The sequence below is a fragment of the Paenibacillus sp. S25 genome (assembly GCF_019454085.1).
In the GTDB taxonomy this organism is placed as follows: domain Bacteria; phylum Bacillota; class Bacilli; order Paenibacillales; family Paenibacillaceae; genus Paenibacillus; species Paenibacillus polymyxa_B.
In genome coordinates, this window is the sequence record NZ_CP073683.1 from 5,492,581 (window position 1) to 5,511,259 (window position 18,679).

The 18,679-nt window shown below is 46.7% G+C and carries 18 protein-coding genes; 5 read left to right on the forward strand and 13 right to left on the reverse strand.

The genetic code is table 11. The features are described from left to right. Nucleotides 1–7: 7 nt before the first annotated feature. On the reverse strand, nt 8–151 hold the full coding sequence (locus tag KAI37_RS24065) for a hypothetical protein (protein WP_220030360.1): 144 nt from the start codon (nt 149–151) through the stop codon (nt 8–10). A 220-nt stretch (nt 152–371) separates the two neighbouring features. Between KAI37_RS24065 and KAI37_RS24070 the strand changes: the two genes are divergently transcribed. Further along, nucleotides 372–1,031, forward strand: coding sequence for a hypothetical protein (locus KAI37_RS24070; protein ID WP_220030361.1), 660 nt, complete (start codon nt 372–374; stop codon nt 1,029–1,031). Nucleotides 1,032–1,084: 53 nt separating this feature from the next. Here the strand turns inward: KAI37_RS24070 and KAI37_RS24075 are convergent, their stop codons facing one another. Next, the gene (locus KAI37_RS24075) at nt 1,085–2,719 is read right to left on the reverse strand and encodes a DUF6138 family protein (RefSeq protein WP_220030362.1); all 1,635 of its coding nucleotides are present in this window, start codon (nt 2,717–2,719) and stop codon (nt 1,085–1,087) included. A 158-nt stretch (nt 2,720–2,877) separates the two neighbouring features. Between KAI37_RS24075 and KAI37_RS24080 the strand changes: the two genes are divergently transcribed. Then, nucleotides 2,878–3,654 (forward strand): SMI1/KNR4 family protein, encoded by a 777-nt coding sequence (locus KAI37_RS24080; RefSeq protein ID WP_220030363.1) that lies wholly within the window; start codon nt 2,878–2,880, stop codon nt 3,652–3,654. 17 nt (nt 3,655–3,671) lie between these two features. After that, a complete protein-coding gene (locus KAI37_RS24085; protein ID WP_220030364.1) occupies nt 3,672–5,093 on the forward strand; it encodes an SMI1/KNR4 family protein in 1,422 nt (473 codons plus the stop codon). Between the two features lie 68 nt (nt 5,094–5,161). Here KAI37_RS24085 and KAI37_RS24090 read toward each other — a convergent pair whose 3' ends face one another. Together KAI37_RS24090 and KAI37_RS24095 are read right to left on the reverse strand one after the other, a co-directional pair. Then, complete coding sequence (locus tag KAI37_RS24090; RefSeq protein ID WP_104497729.1) at nt 5,162–5,776, reverse strand: TetR/AcrR family transcriptional regulator; 615 nt, start codon at nt 5,774–5,776, stop codon at nt 5,162–5,164. A gap of 25 nt (nt 5,777–5,801) precedes the next feature. After that, nucleotides 5,802–7,286, reverse strand: a complete 1,485-nt coding sequence (locus tag KAI37_RS24095; protein WP_220030365.1) for a phytoene desaturase family protein — start codon at nt 7,284–7,286, stop codon at nt 5,802–5,804. Between the two features lie 424 nt (nt 7,287–7,710). Here KAI37_RS24095 and KAI37_RS24100 point away from each other — a divergent pair, with 424 nt between their 5' ends. Further along, entirely contained in the window at nt 7,711–8,943 is a 1,233-nt protein-coding gene (locus KAI37_RS24100) for a PHB depolymerase family esterase (RefSeq protein WP_220030366.1), read from the forward strand. Nucleotides 8,944–9,473: 530 nt separating this feature from the next. Here the strand turns inward: KAI37_RS24100 and KAI37_RS24110 are convergent. From KAI37_RS24110 to KAI37_RS24150, 9 genes are all read right to left on the reverse strand, one after another. Next, nucleotides 9,474–10,349 carry a cysteine ABC transporter substrate-binding protein gene (locus KAI37_RS24110; RefSeq protein WP_220030367.1) on the reverse strand — a complete coding sequence of 292 codons (876 nt, stop codon included), beginning with the start codon at nt 10,347–10,349 and terminating at the stop codon, nt 9,474–9,476. Between the two features lie 18 nt (nt 10,350–10,367). After that, nucleotides 10,368–11,123 (reverse strand): amino acid ABC transporter ATP-binding protein, encoded by a 756-nt coding sequence (locus KAI37_RS24115; protein ID WP_220030368.1) that lies wholly within the window; start codon nt 11,121–11,123, stop codon nt 10,368–10,370. 18 nt (nt 11,124–11,141) lie between these two features. Continuing rightward, nucleotides 11,142–11,819 carry an amino acid ABC transporter permease gene (locus KAI37_RS24120; protein ID WP_220030369.1) on the reverse strand — a complete coding sequence of 226 codons (678 nt, stop codon included), beginning with the start codon at nt 11,817–11,819 and terminating at the stop codon, nt 11,142–11,144. Continuing rightward, nucleotides 11,800–12,465: an amino acid ABC transporter permease gene (locus tag KAI37_RS24125; protein WP_071643423.1), complete on the reverse strand. Its 666-nt coding sequence runs from the start codon at nt 12,463–12,465 to the stop codon at nt 11,800–11,802. Before KAI37_RS24125 ends, KAI37_RS24120 begins: the two co-directional genes overlap by 20 nt. A gap of 219 nt (nt 12,466–12,684) precedes the next feature. After that, nucleotides 12,685–14,133, reverse strand: a complete 1,449-nt coding sequence (locus KAI37_RS24130) for a SulP family inorganic anion transporter (RefSeq protein WP_068938975.1) — start codon at nt 14,131–14,133, stop codon at nt 12,685–12,687. A gap of 270 nt (nt 14,134–14,403) precedes the next feature. Then, complete coding sequence (locus KAI37_RS24135; protein ID WP_104497724.1) at nt 14,404–14,961, reverse strand: hypothetical protein; 558 nt, start codon at nt 14,959–14,961, stop codon at nt 14,404–14,406. 23 nt (nt 14,962–14,984) lie between these two features. Beyond that, a complete protein-coding gene (locus KAI37_RS24140; protein WP_023990781.1) occupies nt 14,985–16,655 on the reverse strand; it encodes an ABC1 kinase family protein in 1,671 nt (556 codons plus the stop codon). A 1-nt stretch (nt 16,656) separates the two neighbouring features. Beyond that, nucleotides 16,657–17,016, reverse strand: a complete 360-nt coding sequence (locus KAI37_RS24145) for a phasin family protein (protein ID WP_013312404.1) — start codon at nt 17,014–17,016, stop codon at nt 16,657–16,659. 102 nt (nt 17,017–17,118) lie between these two features. Then, nucleotides 17,119–17,757, reverse strand: coding sequence for a ThuA domain-containing protein (locus KAI37_RS24150; RefSeq protein WP_071643427.1), 639 nt, complete (start codon nt 17,755–17,757; stop codon nt 17,119–17,121). A gap of 439 nt (nt 17,758–18,196) precedes the next feature. Here KAI37_RS24150 and KAI37_RS24155 point away from each other — a divergent pair, with 439 nt between their 5' ends. Further along, nucleotides 18,197–18,646, forward strand: a complete 450-nt coding sequence (locus KAI37_RS24155) for an AbrB/MazE/SpoVT family DNA-binding domain-containing protein (protein ID WP_023990783.1) — start codon at nt 18,197–18,199, stop codon at nt 18,644–18,646. The last annotated feature ends 33 nt before the right edge of the window (nt 18,647–18,679 follow it).

The window sequence follows — 18,679 nt, forward strand, 5'->3', positions numbered from 1 at the left end:
TACGCTGCTAAAAGGGCTCGAACGTATAAGAGAATGGTGTACGCTCTGTCCCCAATACCGACTTCACGCGCTCTTCATCCACCAACGCTTCGACGAGGCTATACAAATCCGGGGCTGCATACCGAAAATTGCCCCATGTGTGTAGATTCAAAGCATAGACTGCCTCATCATAAATAAGCCTGAAACTGCGAACGTTGCAGCCCTGTAAAAATGCTTATGTTCCCCTCTCCTTTTGCACGTCCTATTCACCTTTTCACCCTTCAGCGCATTGATAAGACCATTTTCAAGTGTTAATGTTGTTAAGGAATATTATAACATACGACTCGTAAAACGTACGTTTTTACGCTCTTTTCGAAAAAGGAGGAACGAATATGGAGCAAAAGCGCTTCAAAGATGAACATGGATATAAATATGACTTTAGCGCCGTGATCAGGAGAGGAGAACAGGTAGCTGTTCATTGCCCTCGTTGTCAGGGCCAAGCTTTCATTTCCAACTCAATGGAAGACTGTCATTACGTCGTTCGATGTTCTCATTGTTACTACACATATCAGCAGCCAGAATCTTATACATTCTATGCACGCGGCGTATGCAACCATTGCGAGCGGTATTTTAATATCGAAATCCATGATGACCGAACGAAACTCCATAAAAATACGAATATGAACTGCCCACACTGTGAGACACGCAATCAGGTTCCGGTGCATCGTGTCCAATCACGCGAATGGCATACGGACGTGATCCAAAACGGAAAAGACCCTATTTTCCAGCTTCAGCTGTACTTCCTTGATTACTATCGGGGTAAACCTGTCTGGGCTCTTAACCGGATACACCTGAATTACCTGCTCTCCTATATCTCTGCCGAGTTGCGAGAAAAGCCTACATCCGGTATGATGCGTACGGCTTCCCATTCCATTCCCAAGTACATTAAGGATGCGAAGAATCGACAGGCCATCTTGAGAATATTACAAAAGCTACAGCATAAGCCAGCGACTAAGGGAGGGGCCTCCATACATGAGCATACAAACTTTTGACAGCCTTGAAGCATTGATTCGTGCCGTTGGCCAAACAGAGATCAATGATTTTTTTATGGAATAAGCGTTTCCAGCAGCTCTTTTACCTCAGGGACAGCCTGCTTCAGGCTGTTTTTTAGTTTCTTCGTGCCACCCCATATACGATAAACAAGCACCTCTTGTTCGTAGTCCTCCAGCTTCTTAAGCTCCTCCACCAGTACCTGTGCCTGCTCTACGGTTTCGATTCCGGATGACTTCAGTGGTTTGGCAGACTCGTTGCCTGCCAGTAGAGCCCTCGTCCAAACGGGTATCGTGTCCGGTGTCAGTCCGTGTGCGTCAGCAAATACAGCGGCGTAACCGTCCTGTACGGACTGATGTTCACTGTCCACCAGCTTCATATAACGATTCACTAATGGGAAATAGTTCTTTCCTTTTAGGCCCAGTCCCATCACCGCATAGGTTCCCGGCATCGCCGACTTTTCACCGGGCTCTACATCGTTATACCACTTGAACTCTTCCATCACGACCTCAGCATATTCAGCCAGCAACGGATGCAGCGCAGGGTATTCAAGTGCATTGGCGAAGAAACGATGTAACGTAGATTTAGCCAACTTGGGTACAGGCAGGTAGTTTTTCACCTTGCTTTTGAACTTCATCCGATATTCCTTGGTAAAACCCTTTCTTAAAATATCGCATAAATATACAAGTGCTTCTCTATAGCTCTCTTCTTCCTCTGAACGAATCTGAACCTCCAGCGTTTGCAAAATATCATTGGCTTGGCAGATGACTCGCTCACTTGTATATAACGCTGGGATGCTTCCTGATCCGCTCTCAAGCCACACGGAAGCCTGCTCCGAGCCTAACTGTGCAGCAATCTCCAAATACTTCTGCCGTGCATCGGCATCGGTCGAGCCCACTCGCATCGCGGTAAGCAGGAACATCTCCATGGCTGGCGCGGGAATTTCCGAAGGAAGAATATCGGGCTTCACTTTATAATCCAGTCCATAGCTTTTTTCCCGATCCGCATACTTCAGCAGAAATTCATCCTCAGCCCAATGCTTTAAGCCACTGCTGAGCTGATACCTCCATGCTTCCTCACGCTTGCGGCTGACCTTCACTTTGGCATCCATTCGATTCAGCAGCTCATTCATCCGCTGGGCGTTTACAGGGTACAAATGAGGATCAAGCAAGTGCCTCACTAAGAAGAAATCGTCCTCTTCCTTCGGCACAGCTTTACTGGAGGGGTCGAGCTTTTGCTCCACAAACTGTTCGATAGTGGCTAAAAGTTGCTGCCGTTTATCTTCATTTAGGAGCGAGAATGTAAAATGACTAGCCTTATTCTCCAAGACTACTTCCAGATGAAATTCCAGCCGATAACGAAAGAACATGGAACTAAATTCTTCCGACTTAAACAGAGCCTCTATCCGTTCCCTAAACACAGGCATCCATTCGTCCTGTACCTGCTGCAATGTTACCCCATCTGTAAACCCAGAAATTTTTGTATCCGGTCTACGATGATCCCAATCAAACGGTTCGTAGGTATCCACCCACAGCCCATCCTTCTTACAGGTAACTTTTAAGTATTCATGAATCCCTTCGTGAAGGACACTTTTGATTTGGAATTCGGCGATGCGCTTTTGCTCAGAAGCGTACGCCTCATCAATCGCCTCAAAAATTGGATCTATGTAGGCATGTACCCCTGATGTCATAAGATGTGTTCCTCCTTCGTCCCCTCACAAATTGTAGTTCCTATGAAATTAAGATAGACTAATCTATAACTATTTTATTTCCTGATTATAGCATATCTCTCATTTACTTTTGGGCTCTATCCCTATAGATAGAGTGCCGGAAAGCAGGTGTATTCTACATGTATTGGGTTTCCACACAGCACACACCGGTGGCTACCGATGAACTGACAAATTTTGAGCATACCTATGGAATAACTTTACCACTTCCCTATGTAGCATTCCTCACCCGCTACGGGCCAGGCACCTATTGTGGCCTGCTGATGATTGAAAGGCCCGATCCTCAACTATTGCAATCCTATACGGATTACGAACTGTGGACGCATGATGATAACTGCCCAATTACAGCACAGCAGCTGGGCGAGTGCGTAGTCATCGGCAGCTCCATAGATGGTGACTTCCTAGCCATTCACCCTCAGGTTGAAGGCTTGCTGTGGCTGCCACGACACTCTGAGATCATTACTACAAAGACTTTAGATGTTCAAGTTCCATTCACAGAGACATTAGAGCATATACTACAAGATGAATTTGGAAGAACAGAGCCATTCCCCCGTTATTTCGAACCTGTCAGCCCAGACAAAACCGCTACATTCCTACTGTTTAGTCCCCTGGATACGGCCGAGGCCTACAATCCAGCCAATCCGGGCGATCAGGCGCTGAATTTTGCTCCGGCATCCTTACAAGCATTGGCTCAGCGATTTAAACAGCATTTTAACTCAAATCTATGGATTGAAAATGAGCATATCTGCATGGCTTTTCTTCAGACTCTTGGCGGATACGTGCGTTTTAACTATGCATATGGACGCGAAGTGGCGATCATTTATGAACCTAAGGCGATAGTACTTCGTGATGAAATTCTAGCATTCTTGCAAAAAGAGCATTGCCGGGTTGTAGAGTAAGAGGAGGACGAATACGAATGACAGTACATTTTGCACAAACCTTAGAAAAACTGGAACAAATCGTTGATCGTCTGAGACAAAGTGGGATGCCTGACGTGGTATATCAATGGACGGAGGGGATTTCTACAGGTGAACTAACTGAGCTGGAGGAACGGCTGCAGATGCCTTTGCCTGCCTCCCTGTCTGAATTGATACAGCGGTGTGGCAGCTTAAATTTACTATGGTGCCTCCCCCAACACTGTATTGTAGCTGATGGACCAGAGTGTTCATATAAAAACAGCAAGGATCTTGAACAAGAGCAGCGTATCCTAGACGATATCACAGGAGAGTTTGGCTGGAATCATGAGTATATTGGCTATTTTACATCCTATGGGGAAGATACCGACTCAGCAGCGGACGAGCAACGATATCTGATCCTTAATTATAATGGTGCGGGTGATCCGATACTGCTTGATATGGCGACATCCGCAACAGAGCCAGCGGTATTATGCTATCATCACGAGCTGGACCAGTTCACGCTGCTCGCGGAAAATCTCCCCGCCTATATAGACACCATGCTCACCTTGCACGGGCTATGGCTATGGGATTGGTTTAAAGTGGCCGATGAGCATGGCATTCAGCTAAACAGCCCACCACTGCAACTGTGGCAACGCTGGTTGAACATGTTTTGCACGATGAAGCTGGAGGATGCGAAGTCGTTGGAGACGCTAATCCATTACACCACCATGCATGGCGTAGATCATCCTGCTGTGTTGCAGGCTTTTCAAGCCTATGATCCAAAGGATATTTTTCTTGCCTGGGAGCAGCACTGGCAGAACATTCAACATAGCCAGGTTCCATTCTCTACTTGGGCCGTTTTGGTAGGGAAGACTGCGGGGATTGGGGCTGCTGATTGGGTCCGCTCCTTGTGGGAACCAGAAACCGAGCAATCATGGACATCTTTAGCTCAAAACAATCCCCTACATGCTAAGGGTGCATTTGCGTCCACACGTGCCTATCTGAGCGCCTGCTGCCTACCCGAGCAGGAAGGCTTGGTATGTGTTTGCAATCACCTGCTACAGCATTCGGGCGCAGAAGACAAATTAGAAGGATACACCGCTAATGGGCAGCTACAACATTTTCGTTCACCACAGGTCATTAACTGGATGCGGGATAAGGTCAATCATCCGGTGGATGGCTGGGCAATACTTTTCGCTCACTCCCGTCCTACAGCTGAGCAGTTGATTGAATGGCTATCCGATAGCGAGCTTCATCAGAAAATTGCAACCGAGGCGCTGGATATCATGATTCATCGGGATCTCCTTCCCGCTCTGGAAGCAGACGCTTGGGCCAATATCTCAGATCTGCTTCTTGCTTCTTTGCAGCTCGTTATGCTCAAAAAAGATAAACGTCGTATTGAAGCCGTGCTTAAGCAGCTTTCAAATTTGGAACTTCATTAATCTTTCGGAATGGTCGTATGCGGATTCACATGTACAGTGATGTGAGGTAAAGAAAGTTAGCCGCTGCGTCAGCGGCTTAACCCCCTGAGGAAAGTATCTATAGTGAATGCGATCAATTCATCATTGGATTTTGACATAGGAAGTTCAAAATTCAGGAGCAAGGAAGTCAATCCGTGCAGCATGCTCCATACGGATGTGGCGATCAGGCGCTCATCTCCTTGAATAATGCAGCCCTCCTCCATAGCGGCTTTGAGCCCCGCTTCAAGCAGTTCAAAGCCTTTAAAACGCCCACTGTCTATAAGGCTGACCAAGCTTACAGATTCCAGGTTGCTGATAAACAGGATGTTGTAATATTCGGGGTTAGCCGTCCCAAAACGAACATACGCATCAGATACCGTTTTCAGTGTGTCCAGCGCATTCGATCCCGCTGCCTGTGCTTCATCCACACGCTGCTGAAGAGCCTGTAGGAACAAGGTATTTCCTTCTAGCAGCAGTTCACGGACAACGGCTTCCTTATTGGCAAAATAATGATAAATAGTCGTTGGTGAATATTCGATCTGATCCGCAATTTTGCGCATGGAGACTTCGGCATACCCTTGATTCAGGAAAAGCGACCGGGCGGCCTCAATGATTTTCCGGCGGATTTCACTGTTTTCACGTTCTCGGCGTTTGATATGTTTCATGAGTAGATGTACTTGCCCTTTCTGCCTACCCCAATTTGGCGGCGATACGATCAGCTTCCATTATACCCGAGTTCATAGCCCCTTGAAACCCGCCCCCAGGCTGTGTCCAGGCCCCTACCAATGACAGACGGTCTACTGCTGACTTGTGCTTCAGTCTTTTTATACCGGACTGCCGGACCGTTTGTGCGTAGCCATAAACGGCCCCGTCGGGATTAGCGGTATAACGCTGCATCGTGCGCGGTGTGCCCAACTCGGCCACCACTACCTTGCTGCCAAAACCCGGATACAGCTGTTCAAGACATCCCAATATCTGCTGTGTCACGGCTTCTTTTTTGGCTTTATATTCGGGACGTGCGACAGGCCAGTTCTCCAATCTGTCCAAAAATGTAATTGCGATGACACCCTTTCCCGGCTCATTAAATTTAGGGTCCATGGCGTTATAATTGGTGAGCATCCAGTTGCCTTTCGTATACTGGCCGCTCATCATAACTTCATAATCTGTCTCCGAATCCGGCTCATTACGCAGGATTAAGTCTTCTTCGGTGATACCAAGCTCATGGGGTTCACATGATAATCCCAGATATAGCTGGGTGAGAGACGTGCCGTTCTCCAGACTGCTGACAGCTTCCATCTCACGACGGGCAGCATCATGATTTTCCAGTAGGCGACCATACGTATGATGGGGACTGATACCAGACACAATCCAGTTGGCTTTATATACATCCCCTTTTTTCAGACGAACACCAGCTGCTTTACCGCGTTCGAGTATAATCTCAGACACCTGACTGCGTAGGTGAACTTCTCCTCCCGCTGACTTAATAGCGTCAACCAGTGCACTGGATAAAGCCTGTGCGCCTCCCTCAATGTAATATGTCCCCTCCAGATGATAGCCGATCCAAGGAATGAAAAAATACAAGGCCGCAAGCCGCTTCGGAGGCAATCCATAATAAGCCCACAGCGCGGTGAAAAATTCCGTGAATCGGTCAGACAACCCGAACTGGCTTACAGCTTCCCAGGTAGTCATTTGCGTCCAGCGGAAGAAGGTTCCTGCTTTGAGCAGGCCAGCCGCCTTGCGCCAGGATGTGAGGGAAGAAAAAGCAGAGAAGCCTGTTTCAAAACGGCGAATGCCCGCGAATAGACTGTCAATGGCTTTCACCTCAGCAGGAAACATGTTTTTGAGGAGCTGCACATACTCCTGAACATCGGACGGAATATCAAGGGTCTGCCCTTCCCAACGAATGGAGTAAGGGTGCTTTTTGCGGAGAGGGACAATTCGCTGGTCCACATTGCAGTCCTTTAACAGCCGACCGAAGCTGCCTTCCTCGAGTCCACCGACACCATGCAAGGAGACATCAAAAGTGTAGCCCTTTCTTGTAAATTCAGTTGCGAAACCGCCAGGCAGAGTGTGGCTCTCAAAAACAGCTGTTCGGTAACCGAGCGCGGAGAGTCTTGCTGCACAGGACAAGCCACCCAGTCCTGCACCGATGACAATAACATCGTATTGGTTCATGATTTCATCCCCCTTTTGTTAACATTGTTATATAAGTTAACAGTGTTAAGTTAAGGAGATTATATACCACAATATTACCATTGAAAAGCCCGGTATCTTGGTTGCCCGCTATAGAAGAATACAATGAGTTCGATCTATCTACTTCTAATTGCAAGCCGTTTTAAGGATTTTTGTAGAATCCTCCCGTTGTGAAGGTAAAACTTTTTTTATAAAAAAGATCCAAAAATGTAGCGCTTTCACTTGTCAGAATCCAATGAAGGTGCTATCCTTCAAGTGGGATTGTTACTGAAAAGGCAAAACCCGAGTACACTTGTGTACCCGGAGTTTGCCTTTTTTTGATTTGTATGAATTCCACAGCATACAGTCAACCATCCCGAACATGTAGTAAGCGCTTTAAAAAATGACACCAAAGGAGATTAATCTCATGCAAAGAAGACGTTTTGCCATTGTTTTATTATCTTTCGTGTTCCTGCTTACGATCTTTTTCCCATCCTCCAGCTCTGCCGCAGCAGCCGATGTCCCAGCGCCACAGGCTACCCTGCTTACGCAGGTACAGCCCTTGGGTGAAGTCGTATCTGCTGTTGTACTGAAATACAGCACCAATATTGACGGGGCATCCTTATCCACTTCCAGCTTTCAGGTTCAATCTGTACTCAATGATGTATATACAGACAGAACCGTGACCGGTGTATATACCAATGATACCGGAGCTATCACCAACCGCAGTACTCATGGTAAATATGTCGTGATTGAGCTGGACACACAAGATAAAAATGCAAGTACCCTTACTTATGATGCAACAAGCGCAGTTAACCGCATCAACACGTTGAATTATAATATTAGTCAAAAGAAAGATATTGCAACTTCAAAGAAAACAGTCATTCCAGCCTCTGCACAGACTGTAAAAGCAACGGATAAAATCACACCGATCGTAGACGATTTCCAAAAAAACACCTTTGAAAATAAAGAAGGCTTCAAGCTGAACTACTTTACGTTTGAGCCTAAAGTAGAGCCCGGCAAAACCTACCCTCTGGTTGTGTTTCTGCACGGAAACGGCGAACGTGGTGACGGAAACGGAGTAAACCTGCTGGCAAATGCCGGAGCTGTTACTTGGGCTTCTCCTGAGCAGCAAGCCAAACACCCATCCTTCGTAATCGCTCCACAAAGCCCGATTGACCTGGAGCATAAATTCATTTGGGCGGATGAGCCACGCAACAGCGCTGTAGCCGATTTGGTACGTGAAACCGCGTTGAAATACCCGATCGATACCAACCGAATCTATATTGTTGGTATTTCTCAAGGAGCTATGGGAACGTGGAGATTGTTAGAGAAAAATCTGGACTTGTTCGCTGCAGGCGTACCGATTGCCGGTTTGACCAACTATGAAAAAGCCGTTAACATGTACGCGCCTGTTGAACCTACACACGTCGAGGTATTGAAAAACGTTCCGATTTGGGCCTTCCATGCTGCAGACGATACCACAGTAAGTCCTAAAAACTCGCAAGAAATGGTCGCTGCCATTAAAGCACAAAACGGAAACCTCATTCACTTCACTGAATACGATGCAGGGATTATCAAACCTACAGGACACTTCTCCTGGGTTCCGGCTCTGCAAAATCAGGATATGATTGAATGGCTGTTTGCACAAAAGAAATAAAATTGTTTCCATAGCTCTAAAAATAATGCGCCAGAACGGTTCAATACCCGCCTGGCGCTTTTTTATATCTATAAAAAAAGGCACCTGCCTTCCTGTGTACCACCATCAGGAAAGTAGGTGCAATATCAAAACGAGGAGACTGAAAATTTGACACTGGTATTGCCATTTGCAGTTAACTTGGAACCTGCTACTTCGCCCGTTTCGCAGCTTTGATCGTTCTCAAAGCTCGTCTGCGAGTTACCTTGTTCGGACTCTGACAGTTGCCACATCTGCTTTAGCCATGTGCACATTACCATCCTATTCACTTAGGCTCATATTGGGAGCATGCACCTAAAGACTGTTAGTAATGATTATGATTCTCATTATCATTTAAGATTATATAATGAAATCTACTAGCATGCAAGAGCTTTTGGGTAGAGTATGTATCTTTATTAAGGAGTTGCCAAAGACACCTTTTCCCCATATTAATAAAGAAGCGTTGGGCTTGCTATCCCAACGCTTCTTTATGGTAAAACAACAACTTACAATAATTAATCCACTTTGCCGCCCTCTACGACCAATTGATCTGTAAAGCCTTCTCCGTAAACAGAGGTCAGTGTGTCCTTGTAGGCTTGATGCACAAAGTTTTCCTTGCCTAATGTAGCCAGCTCATTGTTGATCCAGTCTAACAACTCCTTATTTCCCTTTGCTACTGCGGGTGCAATTGTATCTTGACCACCAAAGGCCGGGATGGTTACGGTAAAGCCGGGGTTGGCCTTGGCCCAGGCGATCAGCTCTGTATTATCGTTGGCAATCGCGGCGCCGCGTTTGTCTTTGAGGGCTGAGAAGATTTCTGTGTATTGATCGAATTTAAGCAGCTTGATGTCAGGATAATTTTTCGTGAAATAGGTTTCAGCCGTCGTTCCCTTTGCGACAATCAGCTTCTGGTCCGAATTCTTCAATTGGTCAATCGTGGTGATTGGAGCGCTGTCAGGTGACACAATGCCAAAGGATAATTTCATATATGGATTGGCAAAATCGACTTTTTCTTTACGCTCATCCGTCACCGTAAAGTTAGCCATGATGATATCTACCTTGTTGGATTCCAAATAGGCGACCCGGCTGGCAGCATCCACCAGGACAAATTCCACCTTGGACTCGTCGCCCAAGAGATCTTTGGCAAACCGCTTCGCAATGCAAACGTCAAAGCCTTGATTCTTCCCTGCCGAATCCACGTAGCCAAAAGGCGGCTTATCTGCAAATACACCTATTCGAATCTTGCCACTCTTTTTAATGTCCTCAATCGAAGCAAATTTAGCCGAACCTGAACTACCGTTGGTATTTCCTGCTCCTGCACATCCTGCCAAACCAACAAGCAGCAAGCTCAAAGCCAGTAATAACGTCGTGAACTTCATTCCTTTTCTCATCTGTATTCATCCCCCTGTTTATATCATTTCGTACTGAAATATATCCAGAAAGTGCTGGGCACGCTCTGTTTCCGGTTGGGTAAAAAATTGCTGTGGCGTAGTCATTTCACATATTTGCCCTTGATCCATAAAAACGATACGATCTCCTACCGACTTGGCAAATCCCATTTCATGCGTCACGATAATCATGGTCATGCCCTGTTGTGCCAGCTCTCGCATGACATCCAGCACCTCTCTGACCATTTCCGGGTCCAAGGATGCGGTGACTTCATCAAAGAGCATAATTTCCGGGTTCATACACAGGGCGCGCACAATCGCAATCCGTTGCTTTTGCCCGCCTGATAATTGTCTCGGATACGCATCTTTGCGATCCAGCAGACCCACTCGCTCCAATAGTTGCTCCGCTTGCTCAAGTGCCTCCTGCTTGTTTCTCCGCTGAACTTTAAGCGGGCCGAGCAATATATTTTCTAAGACCGTCATATGCGGGAACAGCTCGTAGTTCTGGAACACCATACCGATATGCTGCCGCACCTCACGCCAATTCACTTTCTTATCCGTCAGGTCCTGCCCTCTATAACGGATAGCTCCACTCTGGACTGGTTCCAGACCGTTGAGACATCGGAGGAGTGTGCTTTTTCCACATCCCGAAGGACCGAGAACGACCACGACTTCCCCTTTCGTTACGTCCAGATTAATCTGTTGCAATACTTTTCGGTCTTCGAAGCTTTTGTGCAGCCCTCGAATTTCGAGTAAAACCTCCACAGCCTCTCCCATGACACCCACCCCATCCTGCTAATTTTGCCATCTGCGTTCAAATCTTTTGGAAAGTCTGGATAACGGATAGCATACGAGAAAATACAATATGAAAATAAAGCCGTACACCCAGAAGGATGCGGAGGGCGCTTTGATTACACCAAGCTCAATAATCTGCTGTCCGACCTTGACCACTTCCACTACACCGATCAGCACCACTAATGAAGTGGTTTTGATCATCCGTGTCGCCAGATTAATAGAACCGGGAAGCATTCGGCGCATCGCCTGGGGAATGAGCACATGGCGGTATAACTGTCCATATGTCAGTCCCAATGCCTGCCCGGATTCCACCTGATGCTTGGGCAGTGATTCCAATGCACCACGAACGATGTCACCAATCTCGGCCGCTCCCCACAGGCTGAATACGATAATTGCTGTCAATTCCCCGCTGATATTCACATTCAACAAAGGAGTAAATCCAAAATATACGACATACAACCACACCAGAATTGGAATAATGCGGAATGTCTCCAAATATAATTTCAGCACAAACCGAATCGGTCTTGATTTTAAGGTGCGCAGCAACCCCATCAAAATGCCTAATAGAGTACCGATAATAATGGAAAGTAGCGCAATCTCCAGCGTAACGAGTAATCCCCCTAATAGACGCTCGAAATTGGAACCTTCAAAGAGCACATTAATCCCCGAATTCAGCATATCGCACCTTCCTTTCCACCCACGTCAGCAGTATCGACAAAGGTAAAAGCAGAACGAGATATGCCAATACCAGCAGAATTAGCGATTCTGTTGTTTTGTAGTACATGCCGATCAGGTCTTTTGCCACATTCATCAGATCTAATAAAGCAATGGCGCCAACAATGGAAGTCTCCTTGAGCAAAAAAATCGCATTCGCTCCCAGAGACGGAACACTGATGGCAAAAGCCTGTGGCAAAATAACATATCTCGCCAGTTGTACCTTGGACAGTCCGAGACTCAGCCCGGATTCCGTCTGGGTTTTACTCACTGCTTCCATCCCCCCACGGAACGCCTCAGCCATATAACCCCCGCCCAAAAAGGTCATGCCCACAATGGCACACGTCATTTCGCTCATATGCAGACCTATTTTCGTAAACCCGTAATACAAAAAATATAACTGTACAAGCAGCGGCGTATTTCGGGAAAGCTCAATATAGGCAACAATGATGCCGCTAATTCCCCTTACCTTGTAATACAGTACTGTGCTGCACAGCAAACCGACGACTAGTGAAAATAGAATAGCAAAAAAGGCGATCTTCAACGTCAGCCACATAGCTTCTCCATATAACGGCAAGCTCTCTACAATAAACTCCCAGTCTAAGTTCATATATGCATACCTTTCAATTTTCAATTATTCCTATGTATTTGCTCTGCTTAATAACAATGATTGTATTCCTGCCCAATTATTACGTCAATACTTTGACGAAAATTTGTCATAATTATCTATGATTTAGGAAGAAAAGTGTTGTTTTATTTCGGAAACAAATAAAAAAAGCTTGAAATGAATAAATTTCATTTCAAGCTTTGATTTATGCTATACGATTCATCACACGAGTGGCTCTGTAACTACAGGACCGCCAAGCTTCTCTATAATTAAACGGCTTTCCTCATTTAACCCTTGCAGGGTAATAGATTTGCCGGATTTCGTATACTTTTGCAACACCTTGCCGATAGCAGTAACCGCGGAGTGATCCCAAATATGAGAATGGCTAAAGTCCACAACGACACGTTCTGGATCATCCGAAGGTTCGAAATGATCGACAAAACGAGTTGTTGATGCAAAAAACATCGGACCCCTGACATGGTACACCTTCTCATCGTTGTTCTCCGTCGCGCTAATGCGAATTTTAGCCATTTTCCAGCCAAAATGCAGGGCACTGAGCAGTACGCCCACGATCACGCCCTTGGACAAATCATGCGTAGCCACCACAATGATCACCGTGACTACCATAATTAACGTATCTGCTTTCGGAACCTTGGCGATGTTTCGGAGCGATTTCCAATCCACAGTTCCGATACACACCATGAACATGACTCCCACCAATGCGCCCATTGGCACTTCCTTTACAACCCCGCCAAGCACGAGCAGCAGAAAGGCCAAGAATACCCCAGCTGTAAAAGTGGACAAACGCCCTCTTCCACCTGAGCTGACATTAATGACGGATTGTCCGATCATGGCACAACCACCCATACCACCAAAAAAGCCATTTACAAAGTTAGCGATCCCTTGTCCGCGGGCTTCCCGGTTTTTATTGCTTTTCGTTTCGGTCATTTCATCCAAAATACTGGCTGTCAGCAGCGATTCCAGCAGTCCAACCAGTGCCATCGTAAAGGAATACGGCAGCAAAATCCGCAAAGTATGCCACGACCACTCAATTTGCGGCAAATGGAATGAAGGTAGCGAGCTGGTTAGCGTACCAATATCTCCTACCGTTTTCACATTCAATCCAAATACATACGTAATGATCGTCATAATGATGATTGCGGTCAATGGTGCAGGAATGCTTTTCACAAATCTCGGTAAAATATACACAATAAGCAGCGTCCCCGCTACCATCGCGTACATGATCCAATTAGCTCCATGAAAGTGGGTGAGTTGTGCCATAAAGACGAGGATCGCCAGCGCATTCACAAATCCGGTCATAACTGGCTGCGAAATAAAGCTGATAAAGCGACCTATTTTCAAAACACCCAGCAGCACTTGTATGATTCCTGCCAAAATGGTAGCTGCAAACAGATATTCCACGCCATGATCCTTCACCAGGCCAACGACCAGTACAGCTACGGCCCCGGTCGCTGCCGAGATCATCGCCGGACGTCCACCTGCAAAAGAGATGACAATTGCCATTGAGATGGAAGCGTACAGTCCGACCATGGGATTGACCCCCGCAATGATCGAGAAGGCAATCGCCTCGGGAATTAGTGCTAGCGCCACAGTCATGCCCGCAAGTATATCGGCCCGGATATTACCGAACCATTGTTGTCTAAGATTCATACTGTCTCGTTCCAGCCTCCTATATTTACAGAGAGTAGCGTGTTGACTCGCAACCCGTGTGTTTCGGGCATCCGTCCAGCTGCCAATCGCCAAGGCTCTCCTATCATTCAGCTCGTCTCTCTCAAACGAACCCGGTCCGTTACATTCAGTCCATCATTATAACGTAAGGAATTCGCAGAGACGAATGAGTTAAAAGGCTGTTTACAGAAAGAAATCATCTATTCCCTTGAAATATCGCTCATTTTCTTCATCTTATTCGTTTTCTTATATTTAAAATTTTCGCAATTCCTGTACAAGTTCCGATAGGGGTTCAGCAATCTCCGAGTCTGCATGGTGCTGGAGTAAGCTTTCAAAGTCAGGCAGTGCTTGCTTCAATAATCGATAGCTATAGTCATAATAACTCCAAAAAGCTACCGGATCATAACCGCGTGCTTCTTCCTCTTCCCACTCCAGTTCATCTTCTTCTGGATCGCTGTCTGCTGGCCATAGATATTTTTCGTCCAGCAGCATGGTTAGAGATTCCACAGACTTCTGTGAATCCTCTTGTGCGTTTTCCATGTTCAATGCTCCAACAACCGTATGGTACAGTTCCAACTCACTCAGCGTGATATCATCCAAATTTCTCGTATGCATATTACGTAATAAGAAAAGTAACACCCATGGCGTAACCTGCCACAGTGTGCCTTGATGCTCTATCAGATCAGCAATTGCTGCGTACTCCCCGTTGGATATCAATTGTGGCAACTCCGTGCCCCTACCATAAGGAGTAGTCAGGCGGTGCCATGGCACCTCTGCAATTTGGAGACTATTCATCTTATGTGTATCCATAACCCCTCCTTTCTGGTCGGTATCTAAAACCTTCCCGATTTAAAAATGGAATACAGTAAAAAGGCAACCATTAAGAGAGCTACAACAAAGCCGATTTCAATGGCAGGTACATTCCACAGCATGGTCGCCTGATGATTCAGCGATGAACCGATAATCAATCCGACCATAATAATGCTGAACGCTAACAGCACGATACTGAATGACAGGCGGTTGCTGATCTGATCCAGCCTGCGCAGAAGCATTTCCAGCTCCGGCACAGTAACCTCCAGCTTAAGCTTGCCCTTGCTGATAATCGAGGCCAAATGTCTCGCCTGTCCTGGCAGTTCCATCAGCGTCTCCACCAGCTCGGTTGCACCACCCAGCAGCTTGCCTCGGATACGACGACCACTAAAGCGTTCCTTCAACAGCTTATTACCAAAGGGCTCAGCCAAAGCGATAATACTGAGATCAGGGTCCAGATGCTCCACGACCCCCTCCAGTGTCAGCAACGCCTTGCCTAGCAACAGGACGTCCGACGGCAAACCAATCCGATGGCGCTGCGCTGCGCCAAATAGGTCGTTCAATGCATCACCAATACTGACCTGTGAGAAAGGAACGTCTGAGTAATCTTCGCGTATCTTGTCCAGATCGGCACGCAGCGCATTCAGGTCGGTGTCCGGTTCGACCAGACCCAAACGTTCGATAGACCGAACCATGGCATCGGTATTTTTGCGCATCAGGGCAATAATGAGGGAAGCGAGATGATTCTTCATCTCTTCGCTCAGCCTTCCCGTCATGCCAAAGTCCAAATAAGCGAGACTGCCATTTTTCAGAACGAGTAAATTCCCCGGATGGGGATCGGCATGAAAAAAACCTTCCATAAAAATTTGATGCAGCATGCTGTTCACCAGCCGCTGCGCCAGTTCTTTCAAGTTATATCCACGGCGTAATAGCTCTTCACGACTACCCAAGTGAGTTCCGTCTAGAAACTCCATGGTCAGTATACGGGAAGAGGTATGATCCCAGTATATTTTCGGAATATAGATATGTGGGTCCTGCTCAAATTGGAGCGCAATCTTCTCTGTGTTACGGGCTTCATGGTTGTAATCCAGCTCCTGAATGAGCGATCTCCCCAGCTCCTCTACCATCTGGCGAAGCTGATACCGCTCTACCCATTCCCAGCGCTTGGCTGCCATAGCGGTCAGTTCCCGCAAAATGTCCAAATCTCGCCGAATAATGCGATTAACGCCAGGACGCTGGATTTTAATGGCGACCATTTCGCCGCTGTGCAGCTTGCCCAAATGCACTTGCCCAATCGAAGCAGCGGCCAGCGGAACATCGTCAAAACGAACCAGTATGTCCTCTAATGACGTGTCCAGCTCCTGCTCCAGAATGCCACGCGCCGTTTCAGATGAAAACGGCGGTACCTGATCCTGAAGCTTAACCAGCTCACGGATAATAGGCTCCGGCAGCAGGTCAGCACGTGTGCTTGCCAACTGTCCAAGCTTGATGAATGCAGGCCCCAGATCCTCCAGCACAAGTCGAATCCGTTCACCTAACGTTTTGGACTCGGGAGTTTCTCTCGTCAGCCACTTGCGAGGCAATGACAGCAGCTGGAACAGTCCCATTTCTTCCACCATATAGCCAAAGCCATGACGCGCCAGCGCCATGGCAATTTCCCGGTAACGACCGGCGTGCTTCATACGAACCGCCATTTTAATCCAGCCGGTTCGCTTCTTCAGCGTCGCTCGAACCCGTAAGCGCCGCCTTTTCTTTTTCCAGCTCCGCTACCTGTTTTTCCAACAATGCCACACGCTGCTCCAAACTTGTAACATCATTTTCGGTAGGTACTTCCAGCTCCTGCAAAATGCGGCTAACCTGTTCGCGGATCACTGTTTTGAATTGTCCCTGTTCCTCTGCCCCTCGTTCGATCAGACGATCGACCAGCGCTTTGGATTCCGAGGGCGCAAGTTCTCCCCGGTTTACGAGATCCTCGACGGCTTTCTCCACCTTTTCTTTGCTGACAACGGTGAGGCCCCACCCCAATGAGATGGCTTTTTTGAACAAATCGCTCATAATATATCCTCCCCTACCTGTGATTACCTATAGTATAACCTGAAAAGGGGAGCCGCATAAAGCTCGCAGCTCCCCTTCCTCAATGAATGGAATAATCTATGTTTAACCTGGAAAGCGTCCAGCCCACTTAGCAGCTTGAAGCAGCAGCTTGCGGTATCCCTCGTGCTGGAAGCTTGGCTGATTATGTCCAGGCATCAAATAGACGACCCGACCCAAGCCATAGGACAGTGACCATGCCGCCGGCCACCACTCGCCCTCGTGTTCATATTCCATCAGTAGTGTTTTTTCAGTGAATGGATCAAAGTCAAAACGATACGGTTCCTCTTGGATCTCAAACGGCTCGATTCCTTCCATAATCGGATGTTCCGGCGCCGTTACTTTGAAGGAAAGCGGTCCGGCAGCCGGATGCCGCAAGAAACGCGCCCCCATTAATTGGGCAATTTCATACCGTCCTTGCAATGTGATTCCGTTATGCAGCACAAGCAATCCACCCCCGCCGCTAACATAGGACAGCAATCCTGCTGTTTGTTGAGGAGACAGAACCTCCTTGCGGCTATCACAGTACGAGATACATAGATCGAATGGAGTTAGATTTTCCTTGAGCAGCATTTTACGATTCTCACTGCATTGTACGGTCATCCAATCCTGTAAAATATGGCTAATCTCTTCGTCCACCCCTTGCAGCGGGTGAAACTCCGGATACGAATAATCCCCTAACAACAATGCTTTTCTTTTTTCCATGATAAATCCTCCTTGCCTGACTTGTATATAAGGACTTTAAAGGCGGGACCCGTGTCATTTATTCTTGTTTGTGGGGTCAAAACGCTCAGAAAATTCCGTTTGGCCCTCATCCATTTCCCATAACACCGCCATCATTGTCCGAGCTACGGCATATATAAATAATTCTACAGACGGCCTATTAAATCCTTTAGCAGAAGATTATAGCATATATGTTCGCTCGGGATAAACTTATTCAAAACTTATTCAAAATTTATAAATCTGAACGATGGCGATTCGGCCTGTTTATGGTATACTCGTAAGAAAAAAAGTGCGTCCATGCTTGATTAACAATAAAGGGCCGCTTTTTGTAAGAATTTATGCTTGCGGTTATAGAATTGATAAGAATTGCCTCAAACCTTATACATTCTATAAATCTTAAAAAACCGGGGAGGTTGCATGAATGAAAAGGACTGGAATGACCCGGCCCTTGGACAGCTTGGGGCGAATTGTGCTACCTAAAGAGTTGCGCATGACGATGGAGATTGACATCGGCGATCCATTAGAGTTTTTTATTGAAGACCAGACACTCATGCTCCGTAAGTACAAATCAACCAACTGTATTTTTTGCGGTGCGGTTGATACCAATACCTACTTTAAAGATCAGTTTATCTGCGATGAATGTGCAGCCTCGATGAAAACGGAAGATTTACTTCCGGTCACAGCGACTGAAACCCATTCACCCCCACTTAAGCAAAATATGCATATGAAAAAAATTTATCAGCGCACAGATGTTATTTTGGAGAAAATGAGAGAGCTTATGGAAGAACATCCAGCATCTTCACAAAAACAACTCGCCTCCATGCTTGGCGTGAGTCAGGGAAGGATTTCCCAGCTGAAAAAGCTCATGTAAGCGAATCACCAAAAAAGTAATGTATACGCTTCC

What these genes read in the sequence shown, in the direction of transcription:
- KAI37_RS24090 (WP_104497729.1), bottom strand. Translation starts at nt 5,776, where the DNA reads ATGAAACATATCAAACGCCGAGAACGTGAAAACAGTGAAATCCGCCGG.
- KAI37_RS24115 (WP_220030368.1), bottom strand. Translation starts at nt 11,123, where the DNA reads ATGGGAGAGGCTGTGGAGGTTTTACTCGAAATTCGAGGGCTGCACAAA.
- KAI37_RS24155 (WP_023990783.1), top strand. Translation starts at nt 18,197, where the DNA reads ATGAAAAGGACTGGAATGACCCGGCCCTTGGACAGCTTGGGGCGAATT.
- KAI37_RS24130 (WP_068938975.1), bottom strand. Translation starts at nt 14,133, where the DNA reads ATGAATCTTAGACAACAATGGTTCGGTAATATCCGGGCCGATATACTT.
- KAI37_RS24085 (WP_220030364.1), top strand. Translation starts at nt 3,672, where the DNA reads ATGACAGTACATTTTGCACAAACCTTAGAAAAACTGGAACAAATCGTT.
- KAI37_RS24075 (WP_220030362.1), bottom strand. Translation starts at nt 2,719, where the DNA reads ATGACATCAGGGGTACATGCCTACATAGATCCAATTTTTGAGGCGATT.
- KAI37_RS24135 (WP_104497724.1), bottom strand. Translation starts at nt 14,961, where the DNA reads ATGGATACACATAAGATGAATAGTCTCCAAATTGCAGAGGTGCCATGG.
- KAI37_RS24070 (WP_220030361.1), top strand. Translation starts at nt 372, where the DNA reads ATGGAGCAAAAGCGCTTCAAAGATGAACATGGATATAAATATGACTTT.
- KAI37_RS24140 (WP_023990781.1), bottom strand. Translation starts at nt 16,655, where the DNA reads ATGGCGGTTCGTATGAAGCACGCCGGTCGTTACCGGGAAATTGCCATG.
- KAI37_RS24110 (WP_220030367.1), bottom strand. Translation starts at nt 10,349, where the DNA reads ATGAGAAAAGGAATGAAGTTCACGACGTTATTACTGGCTTTGAGCTTG.
- KAI37_RS24080 (WP_220030363.1), top strand. Translation starts at nt 2,878, where the DNA reads ATGTATTGGGTTTCCACACAGCACACACCGGTGGCTACCGATGAACTG.
- KAI37_RS24100 (WP_220030366.1), top strand. Translation starts at nt 7,711, where the DNA reads ATGCAAAGAAGACGTTTTGCCATTGTTTTATTATCTTTCGTGTTCCTG.
- KAI37_RS24145 (WP_013312404.1), bottom strand. Translation starts at nt 17,016, where the DNA reads ATGAGCGATTTGTTCAAAAAAGCCATCTCATTGGGGTGGGGCCTCACC.
- KAI37_RS24095 (WP_220030365.1), bottom strand. Translation starts at nt 7,286, where the DNA reads ATGAACCAATACGATGTTATTGTCATCGGTGCAGGACTGGGTGGCTTG.
- KAI37_RS24120 (WP_220030369.1), bottom strand. Translation starts at nt 11,819, where the DNA reads ATGCTGAATTCGGGGATTAATGTGCTCTTTGAAGGTTCCAATTTCGAG.
- KAI37_RS24125 (WP_071643423.1), bottom strand. Translation starts at nt 12,465, where the DNA reads ATGAACTTAGACTGGGAGTTTATTGTAGAGAGCTTGCCGTTATATGGA.
- KAI37_RS24150 (WP_071643427.1), bottom strand. Translation starts at nt 17,757, where the DNA reads ATGGAAAAAAGAAAAGCATTGTTGTTAGGGGATTATTCGTATCCGGAG.